Source organism: Actinoallomurus sp. NPDC052308 (assembly GCF_040679195.1).
Lineage (GTDB): Bacteria > Actinomycetota > Actinomycetes > Streptosporangiales > Streptosporangiaceae > Actinoallomurus > Actinoallomurus liliacearum.
Genome location: NZ_JBFAUM010000034.1, coordinates 54,671 through 77,664, shown reverse-complemented (window position 1 = coordinate 77,664; position 22,994 = coordinate 54,671). Strand labels below are relative to the sequence as shown.

Here is a 22,994-nt window from a genome sequence, read left to right as displayed (position 1 = left end):
GGCCCGGCCGGCGGCCGGGCCCAGGTCGCGTCCGAGGGCCGCGCGCGTGCGCGTGTCAGTCGTCGTCTGGCTGGCAGACCAGGCAGGGGGTGCAGCCACGCTCCCGGGCCGCCTCCCGCGACAGGCTCTCCAGGTCGTCGGCGTCGTCGGCGATGTCCTCGATCAGCGCGCAGTCCGACCGGTGGTATCGCTTGGTGCCGCTCAGGATGCGTACGGTCGGTCCGCTTGAGGCCACGGCGTCGTCGGAGTCCTCCGAGTCGTCCGAGTCGTCCGCAGGCGCGGCCTTCGCCGTCTCGTCGCTCGTCGCGGTCTTCTCGGCCTTGTCCCGCTTGTCAGCCTCATCGGCTTCGTCGGCCTCGTCGACCTCGTCGGTCTGCGCGGTGTCGGCGTCGGCGGCGGGCTCCGGCGACTGCTCGGCGGCGTCGTCATCGGGCTCGGCGTCCGCGTCGTCGGCGGCCTCCGGCGGAGCGGGGGCGGCGGCTGCGGCCTCCTCGCTCGCGGGCTCCTCGGCCGCGGGCTCATCCGCGGCGGGCTCCTCGTCCTGCTCGCCGTGCTCATCGGACGGCTCGGGCTCGGGCTCCTCGGCCGCGGGCTCGGGCGCAGCGGCGTCGTCCGTCTCGGTGTCCGGGTGAGCGGAGTCCTGAAGGTCCGTGGCCTCGGCCGCGGTGGCCTCCGGCTCGCCGGCCTCCGGCTCCGTGTCCTCGTCCGCTGCGGTCGCGGGCTCTGCGGTGTTCCGGTCGGCGGGCTCGGGCCGGGCCGTTTCGCGCGTCGTCGCCGCCTCTGCGGGCTCGGCGGTCTCGTCCTGGGGCTCAGCGGGCTCGGGCTCGTCCGCGGAGCGGGCCGTCGTGGGCTCGTCGTCGCGGTGCTCGGTGTCCGATGCGCCGGTGTCGGTCTTCGCGGCTGCCGCGGCGCCGTCGGCCGTCTCGTCGGCGTCCGTACGGTCCAGGGGTTCGAAAAGGGACCGGCCGTGTCGCCTCGAGCGCTCGGCGAGTGACTCCTCGGGGGCGTCGGCGGTCGTGTGCTCGGCGTCGGCCGGCTCGACCGTGGTGGACTCCGCGTCGCGGACGTCCGTCTCAGGCTGCTCTGTCGCCTCGGTTCCGCCGGTGGTGGCCGGGCCGCCCGTGAGGGCGTCGCGCTCCCTGGACGGCCGCTCGGCGGCGGGGAGGGCTGGGGTGACCGGAATGTCGGTCCGGGTGACCTCAATGGGCTCCAGAGCCGCGCTCTGCGGCCTGGTGTCGGCGACCGTGCCGGTGTCGGCCGACCGCTCCTCGATGGTCTCGGTGAGGGCGGCACGCGCGGCGAGCGCCGTGTCGGGCAGGCAGGCGGTGCAGGGCGTGAAGCCCTCCTCCCGCGCCTCGACGAAGGTGAGCTCCTCCTTGTCGCGGCCCGCGAGCTGACGGCAGGTCTCCAGGTGGTAGCGCTTACGGCCCGGGACCACGTAGACGGTGGTCTCGGCGGGCACATCGGTCGCGGAGGCCGACGTCGCCGGAACGATCGCCGCGTCATCTCCCGCTCCGACCCGTGCCTTGGCCTTGACCGGCCTGGCGGTCGCCCGGCCGGCGGACGCCTTGGCGTTCGCCGGGGCCGCGGTGGTGCCGAAGAGTTCCTTGCGCCGGAGGAACACCCCGACGGCGAGGAAGAGGGCGGAAACGATGCTGACGCCGATCGACACGTAGATCAGCTTCAGCCCGTCAAGACCGAGAATCTCATGCCCGGTGTTGCCCGTGACGATGCCCGTCACAAGAAGAGCGATCGCCAGGACGACGAGCACGCCACTCAGGATGATCACACAGGTCTCCCTCTACCAACCGTCGTACCGGAGGTGCGCAGCAACGCTAGCGCAACTTCGGTCGGTTCGGCCGCCTCCAACCCGCTACCACTTGGTTTCGGACATGACCGTCGGTCCGGAACCGCGTGGCCGTGCTCAGCGCCGGTCGTGCGGGTTGTCGGCGGTGTGGAAGCTCCCGGTGGCGCCGTGCTGAGCGTGCTGCGGCTCGGCCTGCGGCTGCTGCGGGAAGGGGTTCGCTCCGGTGTTGCCCGGGCCGATGCCCGGCTGGCCGTTGCGCGGCCCCTCGACGTGCTGCTGCTGCGGCGGCGGGGGGACGGCGGGCTGGGCCGGCTGGGGACCCGTGTTGCCCGGTCCGCCGAACGGCCCGGCGTGGCTGCCGGCCTCCAGCTCGCGAAGCTGACCCTCGAGGTAGGCCTTGAGACGGCTGCGGTACTCGCGCTCGAAGAGGTTCAGGTCCTCGACCATGCGCTCGAGCTCCTCGCGCTGCTGGACGAGGGAGCCCATGGCCTGACGGTGCCGCTCCTGCGCGTCCCGCTCGAGCGACTCGGCGCGGGCGCGGGCCTCGCTGACGATCTGCTCGGACTGCCGGCGGGCCTTGCCGAGGATGTCCTCGGCCTCACGCCGGGCACGCCCCAGCGTCTCGTCGGCCTCGCGGCGGGCGTCGGCGATCGCCTGGTCGGCGGTCTGCTGGGCCAGGGCGAGCACGCGGGCGGCCGTGTCCATGTTGTCCTCGCCGGGCGTGGCCATCGGCGGAGGTGGAGGCGGCGGCGCCTGCGGGGCGGGAGGCAGGCCGAGACCGCCCATCATCGGCTCGTGCTCGGGCTTCGGCTCCGGCGGCTTGGGCGGTTCGGGCAGATGCGTGATCTCCGGCTTGGGTTCGACGATCGGAGCGGCCATCGCCGGCACCTTGCCACGAAGGCACTCGGCCAGCTTGGCGCGCAGCTCCTCGTTCTCCTGGATGAGCCGGTCGAGCTCGGCCTCGACCTCATCGAGGAACGCGTCGACCTCCTCTTCGTCGTAGCCCGGCCGGAGCCGGGTTGTACTGAACTGCTTGTTCCGCACATCCGCGGGTGTCAGCGGCATCTGGTCTCCTTGGCGCGCTTGGAGTCTGTCCCCGAACGGACGGTACCCGATCAGAGCGGCTGGACAATGATGATCAAGAACCAGACCACGAAGAAGAGAACCGTGAAGCTCAGGTCGAGTGCAACGTTACCCAGCCGGACGGACGGGATGAAACGGCGTAGGAGCTTGAGAGGTGGATCGGTGACGGTGTATGTGGCCTCCGCCAGCACCAGCACCACCCCTCGGGGCCGCCACGACCGGGCGAACGCCTGAAGCGTCTCGAAGACCATCCTGCCGATGAGGAAGAGCAGGAAGAGGTACAGCGGGATGCTCAGGTAATTTCCAAGATTCACGAACACTCTCGCTTGTGGCTGTCAGCTCTGATTGAAGAACCCTCGTTCTGCCATACGGGCCTTGTCCTCGGCGGTCACCTCGACGTTGGCTGGGGACAACAGGAACACCTTGTTCGTAACACGCTCGATGCTTCCGTGCAGGCCGAATATGAGACCAGCCGCGAAGTCGACGAGACGCTTCGCGTCACTGTCGACCATCTCGGTGAGGTTCATGATCACCGGGGTCCCCTCTCGGAAGTGCTCTCCGATCGTGCGGGCCTCGTTGTAGGTCCTGGGGTGAAGCGTAGTGATACGAGCGAGGTCGGACACCGCTGACTCCCCAACTGGGGGGCGCCGCTCCGGCCCGAACGGCTTCTGCTCCTCCTCGGCGGGCGCCTGGACTCCGGTAGGCTGCCCGGCGGATTCGTCGGAACCGCGCTCGAGCCGACGCCGCTCGACGGCCTCGTCGTCGTAGACGTCGTAATCATCGTAATCGTCGTCGTAGCGGTCGTCCTCCACGAGGCCGAGGTAGACCGCCATCTTGCGCATCGCGCTGGCCATACGCCCCCTCCGTCGTCCGCCGACAGGAGAATTCCTGCGGGAAGCTTCCGCTCGCCGATCGTTACGTTTAAGCGCGGACGCCAAGGTCCACGGTGGGGACATTACCTGACGATTGCCCGTCGTCCTCCGAGCAACGCCGTACCGACTCGGACGTGTGTCGCACCACACGCGACCGCTTCTTCCAGATCCCCGCTCATTCCGGCAGAAATCATGGTCGCTCCGGGGTGAGCGGCGCGTAGCGCGGCGGCGACCTCCGCCAGCCGGCCGAAGGCCGCGGCGGGATCGCCGCCCAGGGGCGCGACCGCCATGACGCCGCCGAGCGTGAGGCCGGGCGTGGAGGCGATCGCGTCGGCCAGCGCCGGCACTCCGCCGGGCCGGACGCCGCCCCGGCCCTCGGCGTCGTCGAGCGCCACCTGGACGAGACAGTGCAGCGACCGGTCCGCCTGGGTGGCCGCGCGCGACAGTGCCGTCACGAGGCGCTCCCGGTCGACCGAGTGCACGACGTCGGAGTAGGAGGCCACCGAGCGGACCTTGTTGGTCTGCAACTGCCCGACGAAGTGCCACCGCAGCGGCAGGTCGCGGCACTCGGCGGCCTTGGCGGACGCCTCCTGGTCGCGGTTCTCCGCGACGTCGGTGACGCCGAGCCCGGACAGCAGGCGCACGTCCGAGGCGGGGAAGGTCTTCGTCACCGCGATCACGGTGACCTCATCGACGGAGCGGCCGGCCGCGGCGCACGCCTTGGCGACACGCTCACGGACGGCCGCGAGGTTCGCGGTCAGTTGGTCTTCGCGGCTGGACATCACTGGTCGTGCTTCACCGGCTGAGCATCGTTACTTGAGGAAGTCCGGGACGTCCAGGTCGTCGTCCTCGTCGAAGACGACGGGGCGGCGGCGGACCGGGTCGGTGCCGAGGCGCGCCGCGGTCGGCTCGGAGGCCGGCCGCGGCACCTTAGGGCGGACCGCTGTCTCGCCGGAGGCCGGACGCGGCGGCGTCGCTCCGCCGTCGGCCGTGCTCTCCGCCGGCTTGTCGGCCACCGGCTCGGGCTTGGTGTCGGCGTGCTTGGGAGGGTCGGCCTTCGGCGGGTCCTGCTTCGCCTCCGCCGGCTTGGCCACTCCGGCAGCCGAGGACGGGCCGGGCTCCCGGTGCTGCGCGGGAGCGGGCGCCGGTGGAGGGACAGCGGCGACCCGCGGCGGCGCGGGCGGCGGCGCGGCGGGCGGGGTCACCGGGCGGGGCGGCGTCACGGGCGAAGTCGCCATGGCCGGGCGGGGCGGCGCCAGCCGCTTCGGCTCCGCCTGGGGCGCCGGGGCGCTCTGCGGCCGGATCTCGTCGAAGCCCGCGGCGATCACGGTCACCCGGACCTCGTCGCCCAGGGCGTCGTCGATGACCGCACCGAAGATGATGTTCGCGTCGGGCGCGGCCGCGTTGGACACGAGCTGCGCCGCCTCGTTGATCTCGAAGAGGCCGAGGTCCGACCCGCCGGAGATCGACAGCAGGACGCCATGGGCGCCGTCGATGCTGGCCTCCAGCAGCGGGCTGGAGATCGCCATCTCGGCGGCGGCGACCGACCGGTCGTCCCCGCGGGCGGAGCCGATGCCCATGAGCGCGGAGCCGGCCCCGGACATCACCGACTTGACGTCGGCGAAGTCGAGGTTGATCAGACCCGGCGTGGTGATCAGGTCCGTGATGCCCTGAACACCGGAGAGGAGCACCTGGTCGGCCGCCTTGAACGCGTCCAGCACGCTCACTTGGCGGTCGGAGATCGACAGCAGCCGGTCGTTCGGGATGACGATGAGCGTGTCGACCTCGTCGCGGAGCGTCTCTATGCCGGCCTCGGCCTGCATCGCGCGCCGCTTGCCCTCGAAGCTGAAGGGGCGGGTGACCACGCCGATCGTCAGGGCGCCCAGGGAACGGGCGATGTTGGCCACCACCGGAGCGCCTCCGGTGCCGGTGCCGCCGCCCTCTCCGGCCGTGACGAAGACCATGTCGGCCCCCTTGAGGACCTCCTCGATCTCCTCACGGTGGTCCTCGGCCGCCTTGCGCCCGACGTCGGGATTGGCACCCGCGCCGAGACCACGGGTCAGTTCACGGCCGACGTCGAGCTTGACGTCGGCGTCGCTCATCAGCAGCGCCTGGGCATCCGTGTTGATCGCGATGAACTCGACACCCTTGAGCCCCTCTTCGATCATCCGGTTGACGGCGTTGACGCCGCCGCCGCCGATGCCGACGACCTTGATGACCGCCAGGTAATTCTGCGGTGCTGCCACGACGAGGGGCCCTTCCGCTCGCTCTATCGAACCGGCCGGCGTGCCGCCGCTCCGGTGTTTCTTACTGAATTCACGTACTTTGTTGGGCCGGAACCCTCACCCTCAAGTTGAGACTTACAGTTATGTCAACCTAGGGCTGATACGGACAGTAGGGGCGCCCCACTGCAGGGTCAACTAACCCGGCCCTGAGCACACCGGCGTGTCGCGCGACACCCCAGTCATCCCAATTCATCCGATCCGGTGCGCGCCGTTCCCACCCGCCGCGCGAGGACAAGTGTCCCGCGACCGAGGATCGTTCGCTACTCGAAGGCACCGGTGCGGGCCGGCAGCACCCACCCGGCCCATCCCGCCCGGGCGAATCCGCGTCTCCGGAGCGACCACCTCGGCCGGTCCGAAGGACGGCCCCGTCCCGGCGGACGCCGATCTCGGGTGAGCGCGATCCATCGTTTCGGCTACCTGGTGGTGACGACCTCCGGGGAGCTCACGTCGATCGTCCTGACCCCGCGCGGCGACCGGTCCAGCAGACCGCGCAGCAGCCGGAGCTTCTCCGGTCCGCGCTCCGCGGCGCCCCACACGACGGTGACGCCGTCCGCCAGCCGCAGGCTCACCGCCTCGGTCGACGGGACGTCCACGCCGACCACCTGACGGCCCAGCCAGGAGGGCAGGGCCCGTACGACGGACAGCCCGGTCCGCAGCGCGGGATCGCTCTGCGTGGGGTTCGCCACATCGAGCACCGGGAGCCCGCGCGGCCGGGCGGCGGACGCGACGACGGTCACGCCGTACCGGTCGATCTGGAGGTACCGATTGTCGTGCTGGGCCACGACGATCGGCGTGCGCTCCCGTACGACGATGTGGACCGTGGTCGGCCACCGGCGTTCGACGCGGGCGGTCTCCACCGCCTGCACCGCCTCCACCCGATCGCGGACGACGCCGGTGTCGAGCCTGGCCAGGGGCTCGCCGAGGTGCACCCGCGCCGCGGCGAGCACCTCCTCGCGGGAGACGAGCCGCTCCCCCGTGACGTCGATCCGCCGAACGACGAGCAGCCGCGACCCCAGCAGGACCCACGTGGCCGTGCCGAGGACGCCCGCCACGAAGAGCCCGACGAACAGCACCTTCCACCGGTTGGGACGACGGCGGGCGGGCCGCTGCGGCCGGTCCGGCGCGTCCTCGCCCGATCCCGGCGCGTCGGAACCCGTCCCCACGGCCCCCGGAACGCCCTCCGCGTCCATCGTCACGCCTCCTCACTCGCTCCGCGGCGCCCGCGCCACCGAGCGGGCGTGCACCCGGATGAGCCGACCGCTCAGCCGCCGAGCAGCCGGAGGATCTCCGGGCCGAGCCTGGTCACGTCGCCGGCGCCCATCGTGATGATGACGTCCCCGGGGGCGGCCATGGCCGCGACACGCCCGGCCACCGCGCTTTCGTCGGGCTCGTACGTCACCCGGCCGTGCGGGACCGCCTTGACGACCAGCTCACCCGTCACCCCGGGGATCGGGTCCTCGCGCGCCGGGTAGACGTCGAGGACGACCGCCTCGTCGGCGAGCCCCAGCGCGGCGCCGAACTCGGCGGCGAAGAACTTGGTGCGGCTGAACAGGTGCGGCTGGAAGACCGCGACGATGCGGCCGCCGCCGAGCTCCTCGACGTAGTCGCGGGTGGCCCGCAGGTCGGCGGCGAGCTCGGTCGGGTGGTGGGCGTAGCTGTCGAACACCTTGACGCCGCCGACCTCGCCCTTCGGCTCGAGACGGCGCCGGGCTCCGCCGAACCCGGCCAGGCCCTCGGCGACCGCGCCGGCGTCGACGCCCAGCTCGACGGCCACGGCGTACGCGGCGGCGGCGTTCTGCGCGTTGTGCCGACCGGGAACGGCCAGCGTGAGCTCCCGGCCCGTCACGGTGAACCGCGAGCCCAGCCCGCGCGGCGTGAAGCCCTCGATGCGGTAGTCGGCCTCGGGCGCCTCGCCGTACGTGCGGACGGTGAGCCCGCGCCGCGTGCCCGCCTCGCCCAGCGCCCGCGCTCCGGGGTCGTCGGCGCAGACGACCAGCAGGCCGCCCGCCTCGATCCGTCCGACGAAGTCGGCGAAGGTCTCCTGGACCTGCTCGAAGCCGCCGTAGTTGTCCAGGTGATCGGCCTCGACGTTGGTGACGATCGCGGCGTGCGGCGTGAACATCAGGAACGACCCGTCGCTCTCGTCCGCCTCCGCGACGAACAGGTCGCCGGACCCCTCACCGGCGCCCAGGCCGGTGGTGACGAGCTGGCCGCCGATGCAGTACGACGGGTCGGCCCCGGCGTGCTGCAGGGCCACGGTCAGCATCGAGGTGGTCGTGGTCTTGCCGTGCGTGCCGGCCACGGCGAGGGCGCGGCGGCCCGCCATCAGCGACGCCAGCGCCGCCGCGCGGTGCAGGACCCGCAGGCCGCGCTCGCGGGCGGCGGCCAGCTCCGGATTGGTCTCGCGGATCGCGGTGGAGACGACGACCGTCGCGGCGTCGCCGACGTGCTCGGCGGCGTGCCCGACGTACGTCGTCGCGCCGAGCTCGCGCAGCTCGCGCAGCAGGTCGGAGTCCTTGGCGTCGCTGCCGGAGACCGGGATGCCGCGCCCGAGCATGATGCGCGCGATCCCGGACATGCCCGCCCCGCCGACTCCGACGAAGTGCACCTTGCCCAGCCGGTCGGCGGGCACGATCTCAACAGGCGTGACGAGGCTCATGCGGTGGGTCCTTGGGCGACGACGCGGGCGACGAGGCGGGCCAGGGCGACGTCGGCGTCCCGGCGGCCCATGCGCGCGGCCGCCTCGGACATGATCGCGACCCGCTCGGCGTCGCCGAGGATGGGAAGGACGTTCGCCCGGATCCAGTCGGCGGTGAGCTCGCCGTCCTCGATGAGGAGGCCGCCGCCGCCCCGGACGATCGGCTCGGCGTTGAGCCGTTGCTCGCCGTTGCCGATGGGCAGCGGGACGTACGCCGCGGGCAGCCCGACGGCGGTCAGCTCGGCGCAGGTGATGGCGCCGGCCCGGCACATGGCGAAGTCGGCCGCGGCGTACGCGAGGTCCATCCGGTCGCAGTACGGCAGCATGATGTACGCCGGATCGTCGGGGGTGAACTCCGGCTCGGCGAGGTTCTTCGGGCCGACGATGTGCAGGATCTGGATGCCGGCCTGCCGCAGCTGCGGGACGGCCTCGCCGACCGCGCGGTTCAGCGAGCGGGCGCCCTGCGAACCGCCGAACACCAGCAGCGTCGGCAGGTCCGAGCGCAGGCCGAAGTGGGCCCGCGCCTTGTCGCCCATGCCGAGCCGGTCCAGGGTGGAGATCTCGCGGCGCAGCGGGATGCCGACGACCTCGGCGTGCGGCAGCGGGGTGTCGGCCGCCGCCACCGCGACGTTGTCGGTGAAGCGGGCGCCGAGGCGGTTGGCCAGGCCCGGCCGCGGGTTCGCCTCGTGCACGACGATGGGGATCTTGCGGCGGCGCGCGGCGAGGTAACCGGGGGTGGCGACGTAGCCGCCGAAGCCGACGAGCACGTCGGCCTGCGTGCGGTCCAGGATGGCCGCCGCGGCGTTGATCGCGCCCGCGAGCCGGCCGGGCACGGTCAGCAGCCGGGGCGTCAGCGTCCGCGGCAGCGGGACCGGCGGGATCATCGCGAGCTCGTAGCCTCGCTGGGGCACGATGCGGGACTCCAGGCCCCGCTCGGTGCCCAGACAGGTCACCTGGACGCCGGGATCCTCCCGGCGCAACGCGTCGGCGAGGGCCAGGGCGGGTTCGATATGTCCGGCTGTGCCGCCACCGGCCAGGACAACCCTCATGCTCGCGCTCCTGCTCAAATCGACTCGCTCCGTCACCGGCTCAACACCCTCAGCGCTTTGCCAGGCCCAGCCAGCTTAGAGCCATCAGGGCCGGTCCCGGACCACGTGCGGCGAGGGCCTGCCGGGCGCCGGGCTCGCGTTTGGCGAACGACAGCAGCATGCCCAGCACGAACAAGGTCGGGATGAGGGCGGACCCACCGTACGACACCAGCGGCAGCGGGATGCCCGTAATGGGCAGGACGCCGATCACCGCGCCGATGTTGATGATGGCCTGACCGATCAGCCAGGCGGTCGCGCCGGACGCGGCGAGCCGCATGAAGGGATCCTTGACGCGCCGGGCGATCCGCAGGCCGGCGTACGCGAGCACGCCGAACAGGCCGAGCACGACCAGCGTGCCGATCAGGCCGAGCTCCTCGCCGATGATGGCGAAGATGAAGTCGGTCTCGGGGTGGGGCAGGTAGTTCCACTTCGCCCGGCCCTCGCCGAGCCCGGTGCCGAGCACGCCGCCCGAGGCGATGGCGTACAGGCCCTGGAGCCCCTGGTAGTTGGTGGTCATCTGGTTGCCGGACTGGTCGAGGAAGCCGGTGAGCCGCGCGAGGCGGTACGGCTCGACGAGGATGAGGATGGAGATCAGGACGCTCGTCACGCCCGCCATGCCGACGAAGAGCCGGCCCGGGGCGCCGACGACCCACAGCAGGGCCAGGAAGATGATCAGCAGCACGATGGTCGTCCCGAGGTCGCTGCCCATCATGATGAGCAGCACGAGGACGCCCGTGCCCGGCAGCAACGGGATCAGCAGCTGCCGCCAGTCGGTGAGCTGGCGCAGCTTCTCCTTGCGGGCCAGCAGGTCGGCGCCCCACAGCACGAGGGCCAGCTTGGCCGGCTCGGAGGGCTGGAGCTGGAACGGCCCGCCGAAGCTGATCCAGCGCTGCGCGCCGTTGGCGCTCTGCCCCAGGCCGGGGGTGAGCGCGACGATGAGGGCCAGCGCCGACAGCAGCATCAGCGGGTAGGCCGCCGTGCGGAACGTCTTGGCCGGGAGCCGGGCGGCGATCCACATCAGCGGCAGCCCGATGCCGACCCACAGCGCCTGCTTCTCGAAGAGGGTGAACGCCGACCCGGTGTTCTGGTACTGGCGGATGCTCGAGGCCGACAGCACCATGACCATGCCGAGGGCCAGCAGCAGCAGCGAGCTGCCGAGCACCAGGTAGTAGGAGGTGAGCGGGCGGTCGAACAGGCCGGCGACTCCGGACGCCCAGGCCCGCGGCCCCGACCGCGGCTCCTCCTCCTCGACGTAGGCCCCGCTCACGGTCGGCTCCTCCTCCTCACGCGGACCCCGCGGACGCGGGGCTCACTCGGCGAGCCGGCCCACGGCCGCCGCGAACGCCTCTCCTCGCGCCGGATACCCGGTGAACATGTCCATGGAGGCCCCGACGGGGGCCAGCAGCACGGTGTCGCCGGGTCGGGCCAGCCGGGCCGCCTCGGTCACGACGCGGTCCATGGCACCAGTGTCGGTGTCGGCGACGTCCACGACCGGGACATCCGGGGCGTGTCGCGCGAGTGCCTCGGCGAGCCGGGCGCGGTCGGCGCCCATCAGGACGACCCCGCGCAGCCGGTCGGCGCACGAGCGCACGAGCTCGTCCACGTCGGCGCCCTTGAGGAGCCCGCCGGCGATCCACACGATCGAGCGGAAGGCCGCCAGGGAGGCGGCCGCCGCGTGCGGGTTGGTGGCCTTGGAATCGTTGACGTAGTCCACGTCGGCGACCGTGGCGACGTGCTCGATCCGGTGCGGGTCGGGCCGGAACCGGCGCAGGCCCTCCCGTACGGCCTCCGGCGGCGCGTCGAACGCGCGGGCCAGCGCGGCGGCGGCGAGGGCGTTGGCGACGTTGTGCGGCGCGAACGGCCGGACGTCCGTCAGCTCGGCCAGCTCGACCGCCTCGCGTACCGGGTCGCCGGTGAACGCCCGGTCGACGAGGAGCTCCTCGACGACGCCGAGCCGGCCGGGGCTGGGCACGCCGAGCGTGAAGCCGACGGAGCGCTCGGCGCCCTCCCCGAGGCGTACGGACCACTCGTCGTCGGCGTTGACCACCGCGAGGGTGCCGGGCGCGAAGATCTTGCCCTTGGCCGCGGCGTACTCCTCGAACGAGCCGTGCCAGTCGATGTGGTCGGGCGCGACGTTGAGGACGGTCGCGGCGAGCGGCCGGATCGAGCTGGACCAGTGCAGCTGGAAGCTGGACAGCTCGACGGCCAGCACGTCGTACGGCTCGGGGTCCGCGCCGTCGCCGCCGGCGACCACCTCGACGATCGGGGTGCCGACGTTGCCGACCGCGACCGTCCGGTGCCCGGCCGCCTCGAGCATCCGGGCCAGCATCCGCACGACCGTGGTCTTGCCGTCGGTGCCGGTGATGGCCAGCCACGGCGGCGCGTCCGGCCCGCGCAGCCGCCAGGCGAGCTCGACCTCGCCGATGACCTCGACACCGGCCTCGGCGGCGGCCCGCAGCAGCGGAGCGGTGGGGCGCCAGCCGGGCGAGGTGACGACCAGCTCGGTGCCCGGCGGCAGGCTCTCGCCGTCGCCGAGGCGTACGGTGACGCCGGGAACGGCGGCCTTGGCCAGCAGCGACTCGTCGTCCCGCGCGTCGACGAGCGTGACGTCGGCGCCGCGGGCGGCCAGGACGCGGGCGGCGGCGCGGCCGGACAGGCCGGCGCCCGCCACGCACACCCGCAGGTCCTTCCAGGCGGTCATCAGTTCGGCATCCATTCGATGTAGAACAACGACAGGCCCGCCGCCACGCACAGCAGGGAGATCAGCCAGAACCGCACCACGATCGTCGTCTCGGCCCAGCCTGACAGCTCGAAGTGGTGCTGCAGCGGCGCCATCTTGAAGACCCGTTTTCGGGTCAGCTTGAACGACCCGACCTGGATGATCACCGACAGGGTGATGAGGACCGGCAGCCCGCCGAGGATGATGAACAGCAGCTCGGTGCGGGTCATCACGGCCAGACCGACGATCACGCCGCCGAGGCCGAGCGAGCCGGTGTCGCCCATGAAGATGCGGGCCGGCGGGGCGTTCCACCACAGGAAGCCGACGAGGGCGCCCAGCACGGCCGCCGCGACGACGGCCAGGTCGAGCGGATCTCGGACCGTGTAACAGGTCGGGCCCAGCCCGACGTAGAAGCAGCTGTTGCGCAGCTGCCAGTTGCCGATGAGGACGTACGCCCCGAGCACCGTGCCGACCGCGCCGCCCGCGAGGCCGTCCAGTCCGTCGGTGAGGTTCACCGCGTTGGACGTGCCCGCGATCATCAGCAGCGCCCAGATCACAAAGAGGTACGGCCCGATCGGCGGGCCGAAGTCGCGCAGGAACGACAGGTACGGGTTGGCCGGGGTGGCCCCGTAGGCGTTCGGGAAGCGCAGCGACAGCAGCGCGAAGATCACGCCGACGATGATGATGCCGATCATCTTGGCCCCGCTGCGCAGACCCAGGCTGCGCTGCTTGAAGACCTTGATGTAGTCGTCGACGAACCCGACCATGCCCAGGCCGGTCATCAGGAACAGCACCAGCGCACCGGACACCGTCGGCTGCGTGCCCGTCACCACGTGGGCGACGAAGTACGCGATCAGCGACCCGATGATGAACACGGTGCCGCCCATGGTCGGCGTGCCCCGCTTGCTGAGGTGCGCCTCCGGCCCCTCCTCGCGGATCATCTGGCCGTACCCGAGACGGCGGACGACACGGATCCACACCGGCGTGCCGAGCAGTCCGATGATCAGGGAGAGGGCCGACGCGACCAGAATGGTCCTCACGCCTCGTGCCCCCCTTCGGACATCTCCAGCACTGCCTGGGCGACCTTCTCCAGCCCGGCGACGCGTGAGCCCTTCACGAGCACGACGTCACCCGGCCGCAGTCTCTCGCCCAGCGCGGCCACCGCCGCGTCGGCATCCTCGACCCGCACGCCTTCTCCCGTCCATGACCCGACTTGTCCAGCACCCTGCAGCACGGACGCGGCGGTCTCGCCGACGGCGATCAGCCCCGTCACGCCGCCCCGCGCCGCGTGGGTACCGATCCTCTCGTGCTCACTCACCGTCGCCGCACCCAGCTCCGCCATTTCGCCGAGCACGGCGAAGGCCCGCCGGTCACGGGCCATGTGCACCAGGGTGTCGAGCGCCGAGCGTACCGACTCGGGGTTGGCGTTGTACGCGTCGTTGATCACGGTCACGCCGTCGGGGCGTTCGGTGACCTCCATCCGCCAGCGGCTGGCCGGCGTCGCCTCCGACAGCGCCTCGGCGATGTCGGCGACCGGCATCCCGAGCTCGTGGGCGACCGTCGCCGCGGCGAGCGCGTTGCTCACCGTGTGCGCGCCGTACAGCCGGAGCGCGACCGCGGCCGACCCCGTCGGGGTGACCAGGGTGAAGCGCGGCCGGCCGGCGTCGTCGAGGGACTCGTCCTCGGCCCGCACGTCCGCCTCCGGCGCCCGCCCGAACAGCGTGATCCGCGCGGAGGTGCGGGCCGCCATCGCCCGTACGAGGGGGTCGTCGGCGTTGAGCACGGCCACGCCCTGCGGGGGCAGCGCCTCCACCAGCTCGCCCTTGGCCTTCGCGACGACCTCCCGGCTGCCGAACTCCCCGATGTGGGCGCTGCCGACGTTCAGCACGACGCCGATGTCGGGGCGCGCGACGCGCGCGAGGTGGGCGATGTGCCCGAGTCCCCGGGCGCCCATCTCCAGCACGAGGTAGCGCGTGCCCTCGTCGGCGCGCAGCACGGTGAGCGGGTGGCCGATCTCGTTGTTGAACGACCCGGGCGGGGCCACGGCCGGTCCGAGCCGGCCGGTGAGCCGCGCGAGGAGGTCCTTGGTCGAGGTCTTGCCCGCCGACCCGGTGACGCCGATCACGGTCGTCTCGGGCAGCCGGTCGACCACCGCGCGGGCGAGCGCGCCGAGGGCGGTCAGGACGTCGTCGACGACGATCGCGGGAACGCCGACCGGCCGCTCGGCGAGCACCGCCGCCGCGCCGGCCTCGACCGCCTGGACGGCGAAGTCGTGCCCGTCCGCGCGCTCTCCCCGGAACGCGACGAACAGCGCGCCGGGCCCGGCCTGCCGCGAGTCGATGACGACGGGTCCGCTCACGACCGTCTCAGGGGACGCACCGTCCATCCTGCCCCGGGTGATCTCCGCGATCCTCGCGAGCGAAAGTGGGATCAAGTCTGCTCCTTGCCGGATGTCCGAATGGTCGGTCGGTGCGACGGCACGCCGCGTGCCGTGCGCTCACCGGTCATCGTGTCGCTCCCGGCGTGCGCGCAGGACGCGCCGCATGACCTCGCGGTCGTCGAAGGGGAGGACCGCACCGCCGACATACTGCCCCTGTTCATGACCCTTGCCGGCGACGACGACGACGTCGCCGCGCCGTGCCCGGCCGGCCGCCAGAGCGATCGCCGCGGCCCGGTCGGGCTCCACGATCACGTGCGCGCGCTCGCTCTCCGGCACGGTGAGTATCCCCTCGACCATAGCGGTGAGGACGGCCCAGGGGTCCTCGGTGCGCGGGTTGTCGTTGGTGAAGACCGCCACGTCGGCCAGGCGCGCGGCGAGTTCTCCCATGACAGGACGTTTGCCGGTGTCGCGGTCGCCGCCGCAGCCGAGCACGATGATCAGGCGTCCGTCGTCGGCGACGAGCGGCCTGAGGGTCTCCAGGACGGCCTGGACGGCGCCGGGCTTGTGCGCGTAGTCGACGAGCGCGGCGAACTCCTGGCCCTCGTCGACGCGCTCCAGCCGTCCGGGCACCCCCGGCAGGTCGCCGACGCCGCGCACCGCCGTCTGCAGGGAGATCCCCGACTCGACCAGCGCCACGATCGCGCCGAGCGCGTTGGCGACGTTGAACGGGCCGGGCAGCGGCACCCGCGCGTCGGCCTCCACCCCGCCCGGGCCCACCACCCGGAAGTCGCTGCCGTCCGGGCGCAGGCGTACGTCGGCCGCCCGCCAGTCCGCGTCGGGGTCGCCGGCCGCGGAGAACGTCGTGATGGGAATGCCCGCGATCCCGGTCAGCCGCCGGCCCCAGTCGTCGTCCACGTTGACGACGCCGATCCGGCTGTACTCGGGGGTGAACAGCCGGGCCTTCGCGGCGAAGTAGTCCTCCATCGTCGGGTGATGGTCGAGGTGGTCCTGCGACAGGTTCGTGAACACGGCGACCTCGTACCAGGCGCCGCCCACCCGGCCGAAGTCCAGCGCGTGGCTGGAGACCTCCATGGCCGCCGCGGTCACGCCGCGCTCGCGCATCAGCGCGAACAGGCCGTGCAGGTCGGTGGCCTCCGGGGTGGTCAGCGCGCTCGGCAGGACCTCGCCGCCGACGCGGATCTCGATCCCGCCGACCAGGCCCGTCTCGTGCCCGGCGGCCCGCAGGCCCGCCTCCAGCAGGAACGTCGTGGTGGACTTGCCGCTCGTTCCGGTGACGCCCAGCAGGGTCAGGTCGCGCGCCGGGTCGCCGTACACCCAGGACGCCACCCGGCCGAGCACCGCGCGCGGGTCGTCCACGACGAGCACCGGCAACCCCGACTTCTCGGCCCGGATGCGGCCCTCCCGGTCCGTGAGGATCCCGGTGGCGCCCGCGTCGGCGGCCTGCGCCGCGAACACGGCGCCGTGGAAGCGGCTGCCCGGCAGCGCGGCGTACAGGTCGCCCGGCCGGACCTTCCGGGAGTCGTGCGTCACACCGGTGACCATCCCCGGCACCGGCTCACCCCCCACGGTCAGGCCGAGGAGCGAGACCAGCCCGGACAGCGGGCGGGCGGGGACGGTCTTGGGTCGCATGAGATCGGGATCGGGTCTGTTGGACACGGCGGAGAGGGTACCGCCGGTCACCGCTGGTCTGGGGAGATACGGATCTTCTGTGACCGGCCCGCGCTCGGCGGGACGCGCCGGCTCTGCAGCGCGAAGCTCATCACGTCCTTGAAGACCGGGGCCGCCACCTCACCACCGTAGTAGCCGTTCTGCGGCTTCTGCAGCACGACCTCGACGACGAGCTGGGGATTCTCGGCGGGCGCGAAGCCGACGAACGTCGCGGTGTAGCCCCCGCCCCCGTAGTTCCCGGTCTTGAGATTGACGCGCTGCGCGGTGCCGGTCTTGCCCGCGACGCGGTAGCCGGGGATCTGCGCGGCGGGCGCGGTGCCCTCCTTGGAGATGACCCCTTCGAGCATCTTGGTGAGCTCGGCGGCCGTGGTGCTGCTGATCACGCGGCGCTGGGCCGGTTTGGCCGCCGGGGTGAGGTTGCCGTGGTCGTCGGTGGTGCCGGCGATCAGGCTGGGGGCCACGCGGACCCCATGATTGGCGATCGTGGCGTAGACGCTGGCGACCTGCAGCGCGTTGACCGAGACCGACTGGCCGAACGCGAGGGGGTAGCGGTCGGTGCCCCACCACTGGTTCGGCGGCTTGAGCGAGCCGGCGTCCTCCCCCGGCAGGCCGACGCCGGTCTCCTGGCCGTACCCGAAGGCCCGCATGTACTGGTAGAGCTGCGCGTTCGTCAGCCGGTCGCTGGCCATGATGGTGCCGACGTTGCTCGACTTGGCCAGCACGCCCCCGAAGGTCAGGGGCTCCGTCGGGTGCGTCTCGGAGTCGTGGAACGTCCGGTCGAACTTCGTGATGTGGTCCGGCACGTCGAACACCGTGTCCGGCGTGACGTGACCGGCCTCCAGCGCCGCAGCGGCGGTGACCACCTTGCTGGTGCTGCCGGGTTCGAAGTCGTCCTGGACCACCCGGTTGCCCCAGTCGCTCTCGGGGTACTTGCCGTAGTTCGCCGGGTCGAAGGTCGGCGCCGTCGCCATCGCCAGGATCTGACCCGAGCGGGGATCCATGACGATGACGCTGCCGCTCTGCGCCTTGGTCGCCTTGACCTGCTTGGCGATCGCGTCCTGCGCCTTCCACTGGATGTCCTGGTCGAGGGTCAGCCGCAGCCCCTTGCCGGGGATCGGCTTGAGCTGCTGGTCCTCCCCCATGGGGATCCGCTGGCCCTTCTCGCTGACCTCGACCTTCTGCCAGCCGCTGCGGCCCTTGAGCAGCTTGTTCGTGCTGGACTCCAGGCCCGCGGCCCCGTCGCCCGCGGCGTTGACGAAGCCCACGACGTTCGCGGCCAGGGAGCCGCCGGGGTAGATCCGGCGGTACTCCTGCTGCGTGCCGATGCCGGTGAAGTTCATCGCGGTCACCATGCGGGCGCGGTCCGGCTCCACGTGGTGGATCAGCTCCCGGTAGCGGTCCATCTTCGACCGGGGGGTCAGCTTGTTCAGCAGCGTCGCCGGGTCGAGCCCGAACATCGACGCGAGCGTAGTCGCGATCTTGTTCCGGATGTTGGTGTGGTTCTTCTGCTCGTACTGCTGGATCAGCGAGGGGTCGGCGTAGATCACCCGGGCATCGACGGTCATGGCGAGGGGCTGGCCCTGCGCGAACGTGATCGCGCCGCGGACCGCGGGCAGGGGAATCCGGTTGAGCCGCTGGCGGACCGCCGCCTCGGCGTACCCCTTGGACTCCAGGCCCTGGAGCTGGACGAGGCGCCCGGCGAACAGCGACAGCACGAACGCCACCAGCAGCAGGCCGACGTTCAGGCGTTTGATCGGGTCGCGCCGGACGATGCGACGCCGCAGCAGCGCCCGTGGCCGTCGCCGCGGCGCGGTGGGCGGGCGGACGTCCCGATCGCGCCGGGCGGCTCGCTCGGCGCCGCCGGCCCCTCGGACGCCCGAACGCCCGGCGGAGCCCTGACCGCGACCGCTCTGGCCCCGGCCGGCCTGGCCCCGGCCGGTCTGGCCACGGGTGCTCTGGCCGCGGCCGGCCTGCCCGGGACCGCTCGTGCGGCGCGGGCCTCCGGGCGGGGAGGGGGCGGCCGGCCCGCGACCACGCCGGGAGGTCACCGCGTGCCGCCTCCCTGCCGCGGAGCGGCCTTCTGAGTGTTCTGCTTGTTCTGCGTGGTCTGGATGGTCCGCCGGTTCTTGTCCTGCGCGTTCTGGCGCGGCGCCGGGTCGCCCGCCGGTGGCACGAGCACGCCGGGCGCGCCCGTGACGGCCCCGGCCGCGGCGGCGGCCACGGCCTCGTCGGACACGCCCTGCGGCGGGGCGCCGACCTCGGTCACCCGGCCCGTGTGCGCGTCGATGAAGGCGGCGCCCCGCGGGTCGACCATGCCGAGGCTGCGGGCCTTCTGGTGCAGCACCGCCGGGTCGTTCTCCCGGGCGATGTCGGCCTGCAGCGCCTGCTTGCGCTCGGCCAGTTGCCGGTTGTCGCGCTGCAGCTCGCTGAGCGTGAAGGCGTCCTGGGCGAGGACGGTGTTGAGCAGCAGGAGGCTGACGAGCGCGCCGCCGAGCAGCCCGACGACGAGCAGGACGAAGGGCGCGCGGGCGCGCGGCGGCGCGGGCCGCCGGGGTGCCCGCGTCGCGGTCCCGGTCCGGGTCGGCGCGGTGCGCGTCCGCGTCGCGGTCCCGGTCGCCGGCGTCCTGGTCGGCGTCGCGCCCGTCCGCTCGGTCCGGGTCGCCGGCCTCTTGGCCGCCGTCCGCGCGCCGGCGGTCTTCGCCGCCGTGGTGCCCGCCGACCTGCTCGCGGTCTTCGCCGCGGTGCCCGCCGACCCGCCGGTGGTCTTCCCGCCCGTCGCGGCGCGCGTCCGCGTGCCGGCGGGCGCGGCCTCGGTCCGGTCCTTGGCCTGGGACCTCCCGCCGGTCCTGCCGCGCGGCGCCTTGGCCGCCTTGCCCCGCGACGCCGTTTCGGCCCTGTCGCGCGGCGCCGGCTTCGCGGTCGTCCGGTCCCGCGACGTCGGCTTGGCCGGCTTCTCGGCCGCGGCGGCTCCCCGACCGGTCGCGGGCGTGTCCTTCTTCGCGGTGGCCTTCCCGGCATCGCCCGCCCTGATGGGCGCGTCCCCGCGCCGACGGCGACGCCGGGTCTCCGGCGGCGGAGTCGTGATGGTCATGCGATGCCTCCTGCTCCACTCCGCCCGCTCGGCGGCTGCTCACCGAGGGGCATCCCGCCGATGCCTCGCGGACGTCGCTCCTCCCGGATCCGCTCGGCGGCGCGCAGGCGTGCCGAGGCGGCTCGGGGGTTGGTCGTGGTCTCCTCGTCGGCCGGTTGCTCCGCCCCCCGGGTGAGGAGGCGGAACCGGGGCTGCAGCTCGGGCAGCGGAACCGGCAGGTCGGGTGGGGTGGTGTCGGTGGTGCGCGCGGCCAGCGCCCGCTTGACGATCCGGTCCTCCAGCGAGTGGTAGGACAGGACGGCGATGCGCCCGCCGACTGCCAGGGCGTCGAGGGCGGCGGGCACCGCGCGCTCGAGGGCGGCCAGCTCGCCGTTCACCTCCATGCGCAGCGCCTGGAAGGTGCGCTTGCCCGGATGGCCGCCCGTGCGGCGCGAGGCGGCGGGGATGGCACCGCGGACGACGTCGACGAGGCGAGCCGTCGACGTGAGCGGGGCGCGCCCCCGCTCACGGACGATCGCCTCGGCGACGCGCCGCGCGAACCGCTCCTCGCCGTAGTCGCGCAGGATGCGCGTCAGGTCGGCGACCGAATAGGTGTTGACCACCTCTTCGGCGGTGAGCCGCTGGGTGCGGTCCATCCGCATGTCGAGCGGTGCGTCGTAGGAGTAGGCGAAGCCGCGCTCGGCCTCGTCGAGCTGCGGGGACGAGACGCCCAGGTCGAAGAGGATCGCGTGGATCCGGGGAACGCCCAGGTCGGCCAGGACCTGCGGGATCTCGTCGTAGACGGCGTGCACGAGCGTGAACCGGCCGGCGTACGGCTCCAGGCGGCGCCGGGACCGCTCGAGCGCGGTCGTGTCGCGGTCGAGCCCGATGAGGCGCGCCCGCGGGTAAGCGGCGAGGACGGCGGTGGCGTGCCCGGCGAGGCCCAGGGTGGCGTCGACGTAGATCGCGTCCTCATCGGAGGGCGCCGTCAAGGCCGGGGCGAGCAGCGCCAGTATCCGGTCCAGCATGACCGGAACATGGCCCTGCGCGCGCGGCCCCTCCTCGCGCTCGTCGTCGCCGTGCATGAAACCCCCTCAGGACGCCACTGCTCGCGGACAGCGCTGAGACCGCGCTCGCTGACGCCCGTCGCCCCTGAGGAAGAATCGTTCAGGAACGATAAAGGCGGCCGGTGTGGCCGTCTGCCCCGTGGAAGACGCCACCCCTCCTGCTCGGCGGCTCACCGCTCAATGGCTTTACGCCGGCCCCCGATCGGGATTTCGTCCGGCCAGGTCCCCATCCGCTGCTCCGTGAGGAAGATGTGCAACGGCCATCTGGCACCGGGGAAGGTGCGCCAGCTGGGAGCGGGTGGAGACCTCGCCGAACGGATCCGATCACCGGCGATGGTGCGTCAAAGAATCCCGGGCAGCACCTCCTCCGAAAGGTCGGAGAACTGCTGCTCCTGGTCGGCCAGGTAGGTCTCCCAGGCGGTCGCGTCCCAGATCTCCAAGCGCGTGTTGGCACCGATGACGGCGCAGTCGCGGGTCAGGCCCGCGTAGCGCCGCAGCGCCTGCGGAATGGTGATCCGGCCCTGCTTGTCGGGGACCTCGTCCGAGGCGCTGGCGAAGAAGACCCGGCTGTAGTCCCGCACTGCCTTGGCGGTGACCGGTGCGGTGCGAAGCGCCTCGGTGATGCGCTGGAACTCGGCCTCAGGGAAGACGTAGAGGCAGCGTTCCTGGCCCTTCGTGATCACCAATCCCCCTGACAGCTCCTCGCGGTACTTCGCCGGCAGGAACAGTCGTCCCTTGTCGTCCAGGCGCGGTGAGTGAGTGCCGAGGAACATCGGCCCCCACCTCCCGCTTCGCGGGGTCGATTGCCCTCCCCCACGGCGCCCCACTGTACTCCACTCTCCCCCACGGTCAACGACCAAAACACCGGTCACACGGCATCTCGCCACGCGTACGGCCAGGTCAGAAGAGGGCGCCTTCGGGGGGCGCCACACACCCCGTCAGAGCCGCCCGGCGCGTCGGTCAGGGTCGCCGGATGGCCCCGGCCGGAGGGCCGGGAGGGGCGGGTGGGGGAAAGTGGAGGACCGCCGGGGTCACGACCCGTCGCCGTCCGGCCGCGGACCGCGCCGACCGGGCCGGGAGGTCGCCGCGAGGGCGCCTCGCGCCGCGACCGGGACGTCGCCGCGCGTCGGGCCGCAGCCATCGCCGCGGCAGGGCCCGACGACGTACTGTCAGTACGACATATCGGGTGGGAGCGTCCATCCACGGCGGCCGGGCGATGCGGCACCCGCCGTCCGGGTGGCCCGAGGAGGGGTAAGTGTCAGTAAGCACGCACGGCGACATCGGCCGGGGACTGGACGGGCTGGCCCAGATCTCGAGCAAGATCCTCGGAGCCATCGAGTCCGTCATCGAGGGCAAGCCCGACGTCGTACGCCTCGCGCTGACCGTCCTGCTCGCCGAGGGTCACCTCCTCATCGAGGACGTCCCCGGCGTCGGCAAGACGATGCTCGCCAAGGCGCTCGCCAAGTCGATCGACTGCTCGGTGCGGCGGGTGCAGTTCACCCCCGACCTGCTGCCGAGCGACATCACCGGGGTCAGCGCCTACAACCAGGAGCGCCGGGAGTTCGAGTTCAAGCCGGGTCCGGTGTTCGCGAACATCGTGGTGGGCGACGAGATCAACCGGGCGTCGCCGAAGACGCAGTCCGCGCTGCTGGAGTGCATGGAGGAGCGCCAGGTCACCGTCGACGGCCACACGTATCCGCTGGACGCCCCGTTCATGGTGATCGCGACGCAGAACCCGGTCGAGATGGAGGGGACCTATCCGCTCCCGGAGGCACAGCGTGACCGGTTCACCGCCCGGATCGCGATGGGCTACCCGGAGCCGGCCGCGGAGCTGGAGATGCTCGACGTGCACGGCGGTCCCTCCCCGCTGGACCGGCTGCAGCCCGTCGCCCAGGACGGCGACGTACGGGCGATGATCGAGGTCGTCCGCGAGGTGCACGTCGCGCCCGCGCTGCGCGGGTACGCCATCGCCCTCGTCACCGCCACCCGGGACCATCCGGAGCTGCGCCTCGGTGCCTCACCGCGGGCGACCCTCCAGCTCGTCCGGGCCGCCCGCGCCTACGCGGCCCTGGACGACCGGGAGTACGTCCTCCCCGACGATCTACAGCGTCTCGCCGTCCCGGTGCTCGCGCACCGGCTCCTGCCGACGGCCGAGGCACAGGTCCAGCGCCGGTCGCCCGAGCAGGTCGTCGCCGAACTGATCGAACGCGTTCCGGTCCCCGATCACCGGCGCTGA

The 22,994-nt window shown here is 72.7% G+C and carries 19 protein-coding genes; 1 reads left to right on the top strand and 18 read right to left on the bottom strand.

Features of this window, described 5'->3' with window-relative positions; all coding sequences use genetic code 11:
* Window positions 1-55: 55 nt before the first annotated feature.
* The 18 genes from AB0L00_RS40735 to mraZ form a co-directional block, all read right to left on the bottom strand.
* Complete coding sequence (locus AB0L00_RS40735; protein ID WP_364443012.1) at window positions 56-1,789, bottom strand: hypothetical protein; 1,734 nt, start codon at window positions 1,787-1,789, stop codon at window positions 56-58.
* 135 nt (window positions 1,790-1,924) lie between these two features.
* Window positions 1,925-2,872, bottom strand: a complete 948-nt coding sequence (locus AB0L00_RS40730; protein WP_364443011.1) for a DivIVA domain-containing protein — start codon at window positions 2,870-2,872, stop codon at window positions 1,925-1,927.
* A gap of 50 nt (window positions 2,873-2,922) precedes the next feature.
* The gene (locus AB0L00_RS40725; RefSeq protein ID WP_252783080.1) at window positions 2,923-3,204 is read right to left on the bottom strand and encodes a YggT family protein; all 282 of its coding nucleotides are present in this window, start codon (window positions 3,202-3,204) and stop codon (window positions 2,923-2,925) included.
* A gap of 21 nt (window positions 3,205-3,225) precedes the next feature.
* Complete coding sequence (sepF, locus tag AB0L00_RS40720; RefSeq protein WP_345363866.1) at window positions 3,226-3,744, bottom strand: cell division protein SepF; 519 nt, start codon at window positions 3,742-3,744, stop codon at window positions 3,226-3,228.
* A 101-nt stretch (window positions 3,745-3,845) separates the two neighbouring features.
* A complete protein-coding gene (locus AB0L00_RS40715) occupies window positions 3,846-4,544 on the bottom strand; it encodes a YggS family pyridoxal phosphate-dependent enzyme (protein ID WP_364443009.1) in 699 nt (232 codons plus the stop codon).
* A 30-nt stretch (window positions 4,545-4,574) separates the two neighbouring features.
* Window positions 4,575-6,008 carry a cell division protein FtsZ gene (gene ftsZ / locus AB0L00_RS40710; protein ID WP_364443008.1) on the bottom strand — a complete coding sequence of 478 codons (1,434 nt, stop codon included), beginning with the start codon at window positions 6,006-6,008 and terminating at the stop codon, window positions 4,575-4,577.
* Window positions 6,009-6,460: 452 nt separating this feature from the next.
* Window positions 6,461-7,237, bottom strand: coding sequence for an FtsQ-type POTRA domain-containing protein (locus AB0L00_RS40705; protein ID WP_345363888.1), 777 nt, complete (start codon window positions 7,235-7,237; stop codon window positions 6,461-6,463).
* 71 nt (window positions 7,238-7,308) lie between these two features.
* Window positions 7,309-8,706 (bottom strand): UDP-N-acetylmuramate--L-alanine ligase, encoded by a 1,398-nt coding sequence (gene murC / locus AB0L00_RS40700; RefSeq protein WP_364443006.1) that lies wholly within the window; start codon window positions 8,704-8,706, stop codon window positions 7,309-7,311.
* Complete coding sequence (gene murG / locus AB0L00_RS40695) at window positions 8,703-9,794, bottom strand: undecaprenyldiphospho-muramoylpentapeptide beta-N-acetylglucosaminyltransferase (protein ID WP_364443005.1); 1,092 nt, start codon at window positions 9,792-9,794, stop codon at window positions 8,703-8,705. Before murG ends, murC begins: the two co-directional genes overlap by 4 nt.
* Before the next feature lie 49 nt (window positions 9,795-9,843).
* A complete protein-coding gene (gene ftsW / locus AB0L00_RS40690; RefSeq protein ID WP_364443004.1) occupies window positions 9,844-11,100 on the bottom strand; it encodes a putative lipid II flippase FtsW in 1,257 nt (418 codons plus the stop codon).
* Window positions 11,101-11,142: 42 nt separating this feature from the next.
* A complete protein-coding gene (murD, locus tag AB0L00_RS40685) occupies window positions 11,143-12,534 on the bottom strand; it encodes a UDP-N-acetylmuramoyl-L-alanine--D-glutamate ligase (protein ID WP_364443003.1) in 1,392 nt (463 codons plus the stop codon).
* Window positions 12,534-13,592 (bottom strand): phospho-N-acetylmuramoyl-pentapeptide-transferase, encoded by a 1,059-nt coding sequence (mraY, locus tag AB0L00_RS40680; RefSeq protein ID WP_345363880.1) that lies wholly within the window; start codon window positions 13,590-13,592, stop codon window positions 12,534-12,536. The genes murD and mraY overlap by 1 nt, the downstream gene beginning before the upstream one ends.
* Entirely contained in the window at window positions 13,589-14,986 is a 1,398-nt protein-coding gene (murF, locus tag AB0L00_RS40675; RefSeq protein WP_364443001.1) for a UDP-N-acetylmuramoyl-tripeptide--D-alanyl-D-alanine ligase, read from the bottom strand. The genes mraY and murF overlap by 4 nt, the downstream gene beginning before the upstream one ends.
* A 63-nt stretch (window positions 14,987-15,049) precedes the next feature.
* On the bottom strand, window positions 15,050-16,582 hold the full coding sequence (locus AB0L00_RS40670) for a UDP-N-acetylmuramoyl-L-alanyl-D-glutamate--2,6-diaminopimelate ligase (protein ID WP_364443017.1): 1,533 nt from the start codon (window positions 16,580-16,582) through the stop codon (window positions 15,050-15,052).
* Window positions 16,583-16,629: 47 nt separating this feature from the next.
* Window positions 16,630-18,669 carry a penicillin-binding protein 2 gene (locus tag AB0L00_RS40665; protein ID WP_364443000.1) on the bottom strand — a complete coding sequence of 680 codons (2,040 nt, stop codon included), beginning with the start codon at window positions 18,667-18,669 and terminating at the stop codon, window positions 16,630-16,632.
* Complete coding sequence (locus AB0L00_RS40660; protein ID WP_364442999.1) at window positions 18,666-19,712, bottom strand: hypothetical protein; 1,047 nt, start codon at window positions 19,710-19,712, stop codon at window positions 18,666-18,668. Before AB0L00_RS40660 ends, AB0L00_RS40665 begins: the two co-directional genes overlap by 4 nt.
* A complete protein-coding gene (gene rsmH / locus AB0L00_RS40655) occupies window positions 19,709-20,776 on the bottom strand; it encodes a 16S rRNA (cytosine(1402)-N(4))-methyltransferase RsmH (protein WP_364442998.1) in 1,068 nt (355 codons plus the stop codon). Before rsmH ends, AB0L00_RS40660 begins: the two co-directional genes overlap by 4 nt.
* Before the next feature lie 323 nt (window positions 20,777-21,099).
* Entirely contained in the window at window positions 21,100-21,531 is a 432-nt protein-coding gene (gene mraZ / locus AB0L00_RS40650) for a division/cell wall cluster transcriptional repressor MraZ (protein WP_345358417.1), read from the bottom strand.
* A gap of 536 nt (window positions 21,532-22,067) precedes the next feature.
* Between mraZ and AB0L00_RS40645 the strand changes: the two genes are divergently transcribed.
* Complete coding sequence (locus tag AB0L00_RS40645) at window positions 22,068-22,994, top strand: MoxR family ATPase (RefSeq protein ID WP_364443016.1); 927 nt, start codon at window positions 22,068-22,070, stop codon at window positions 22,992-22,994.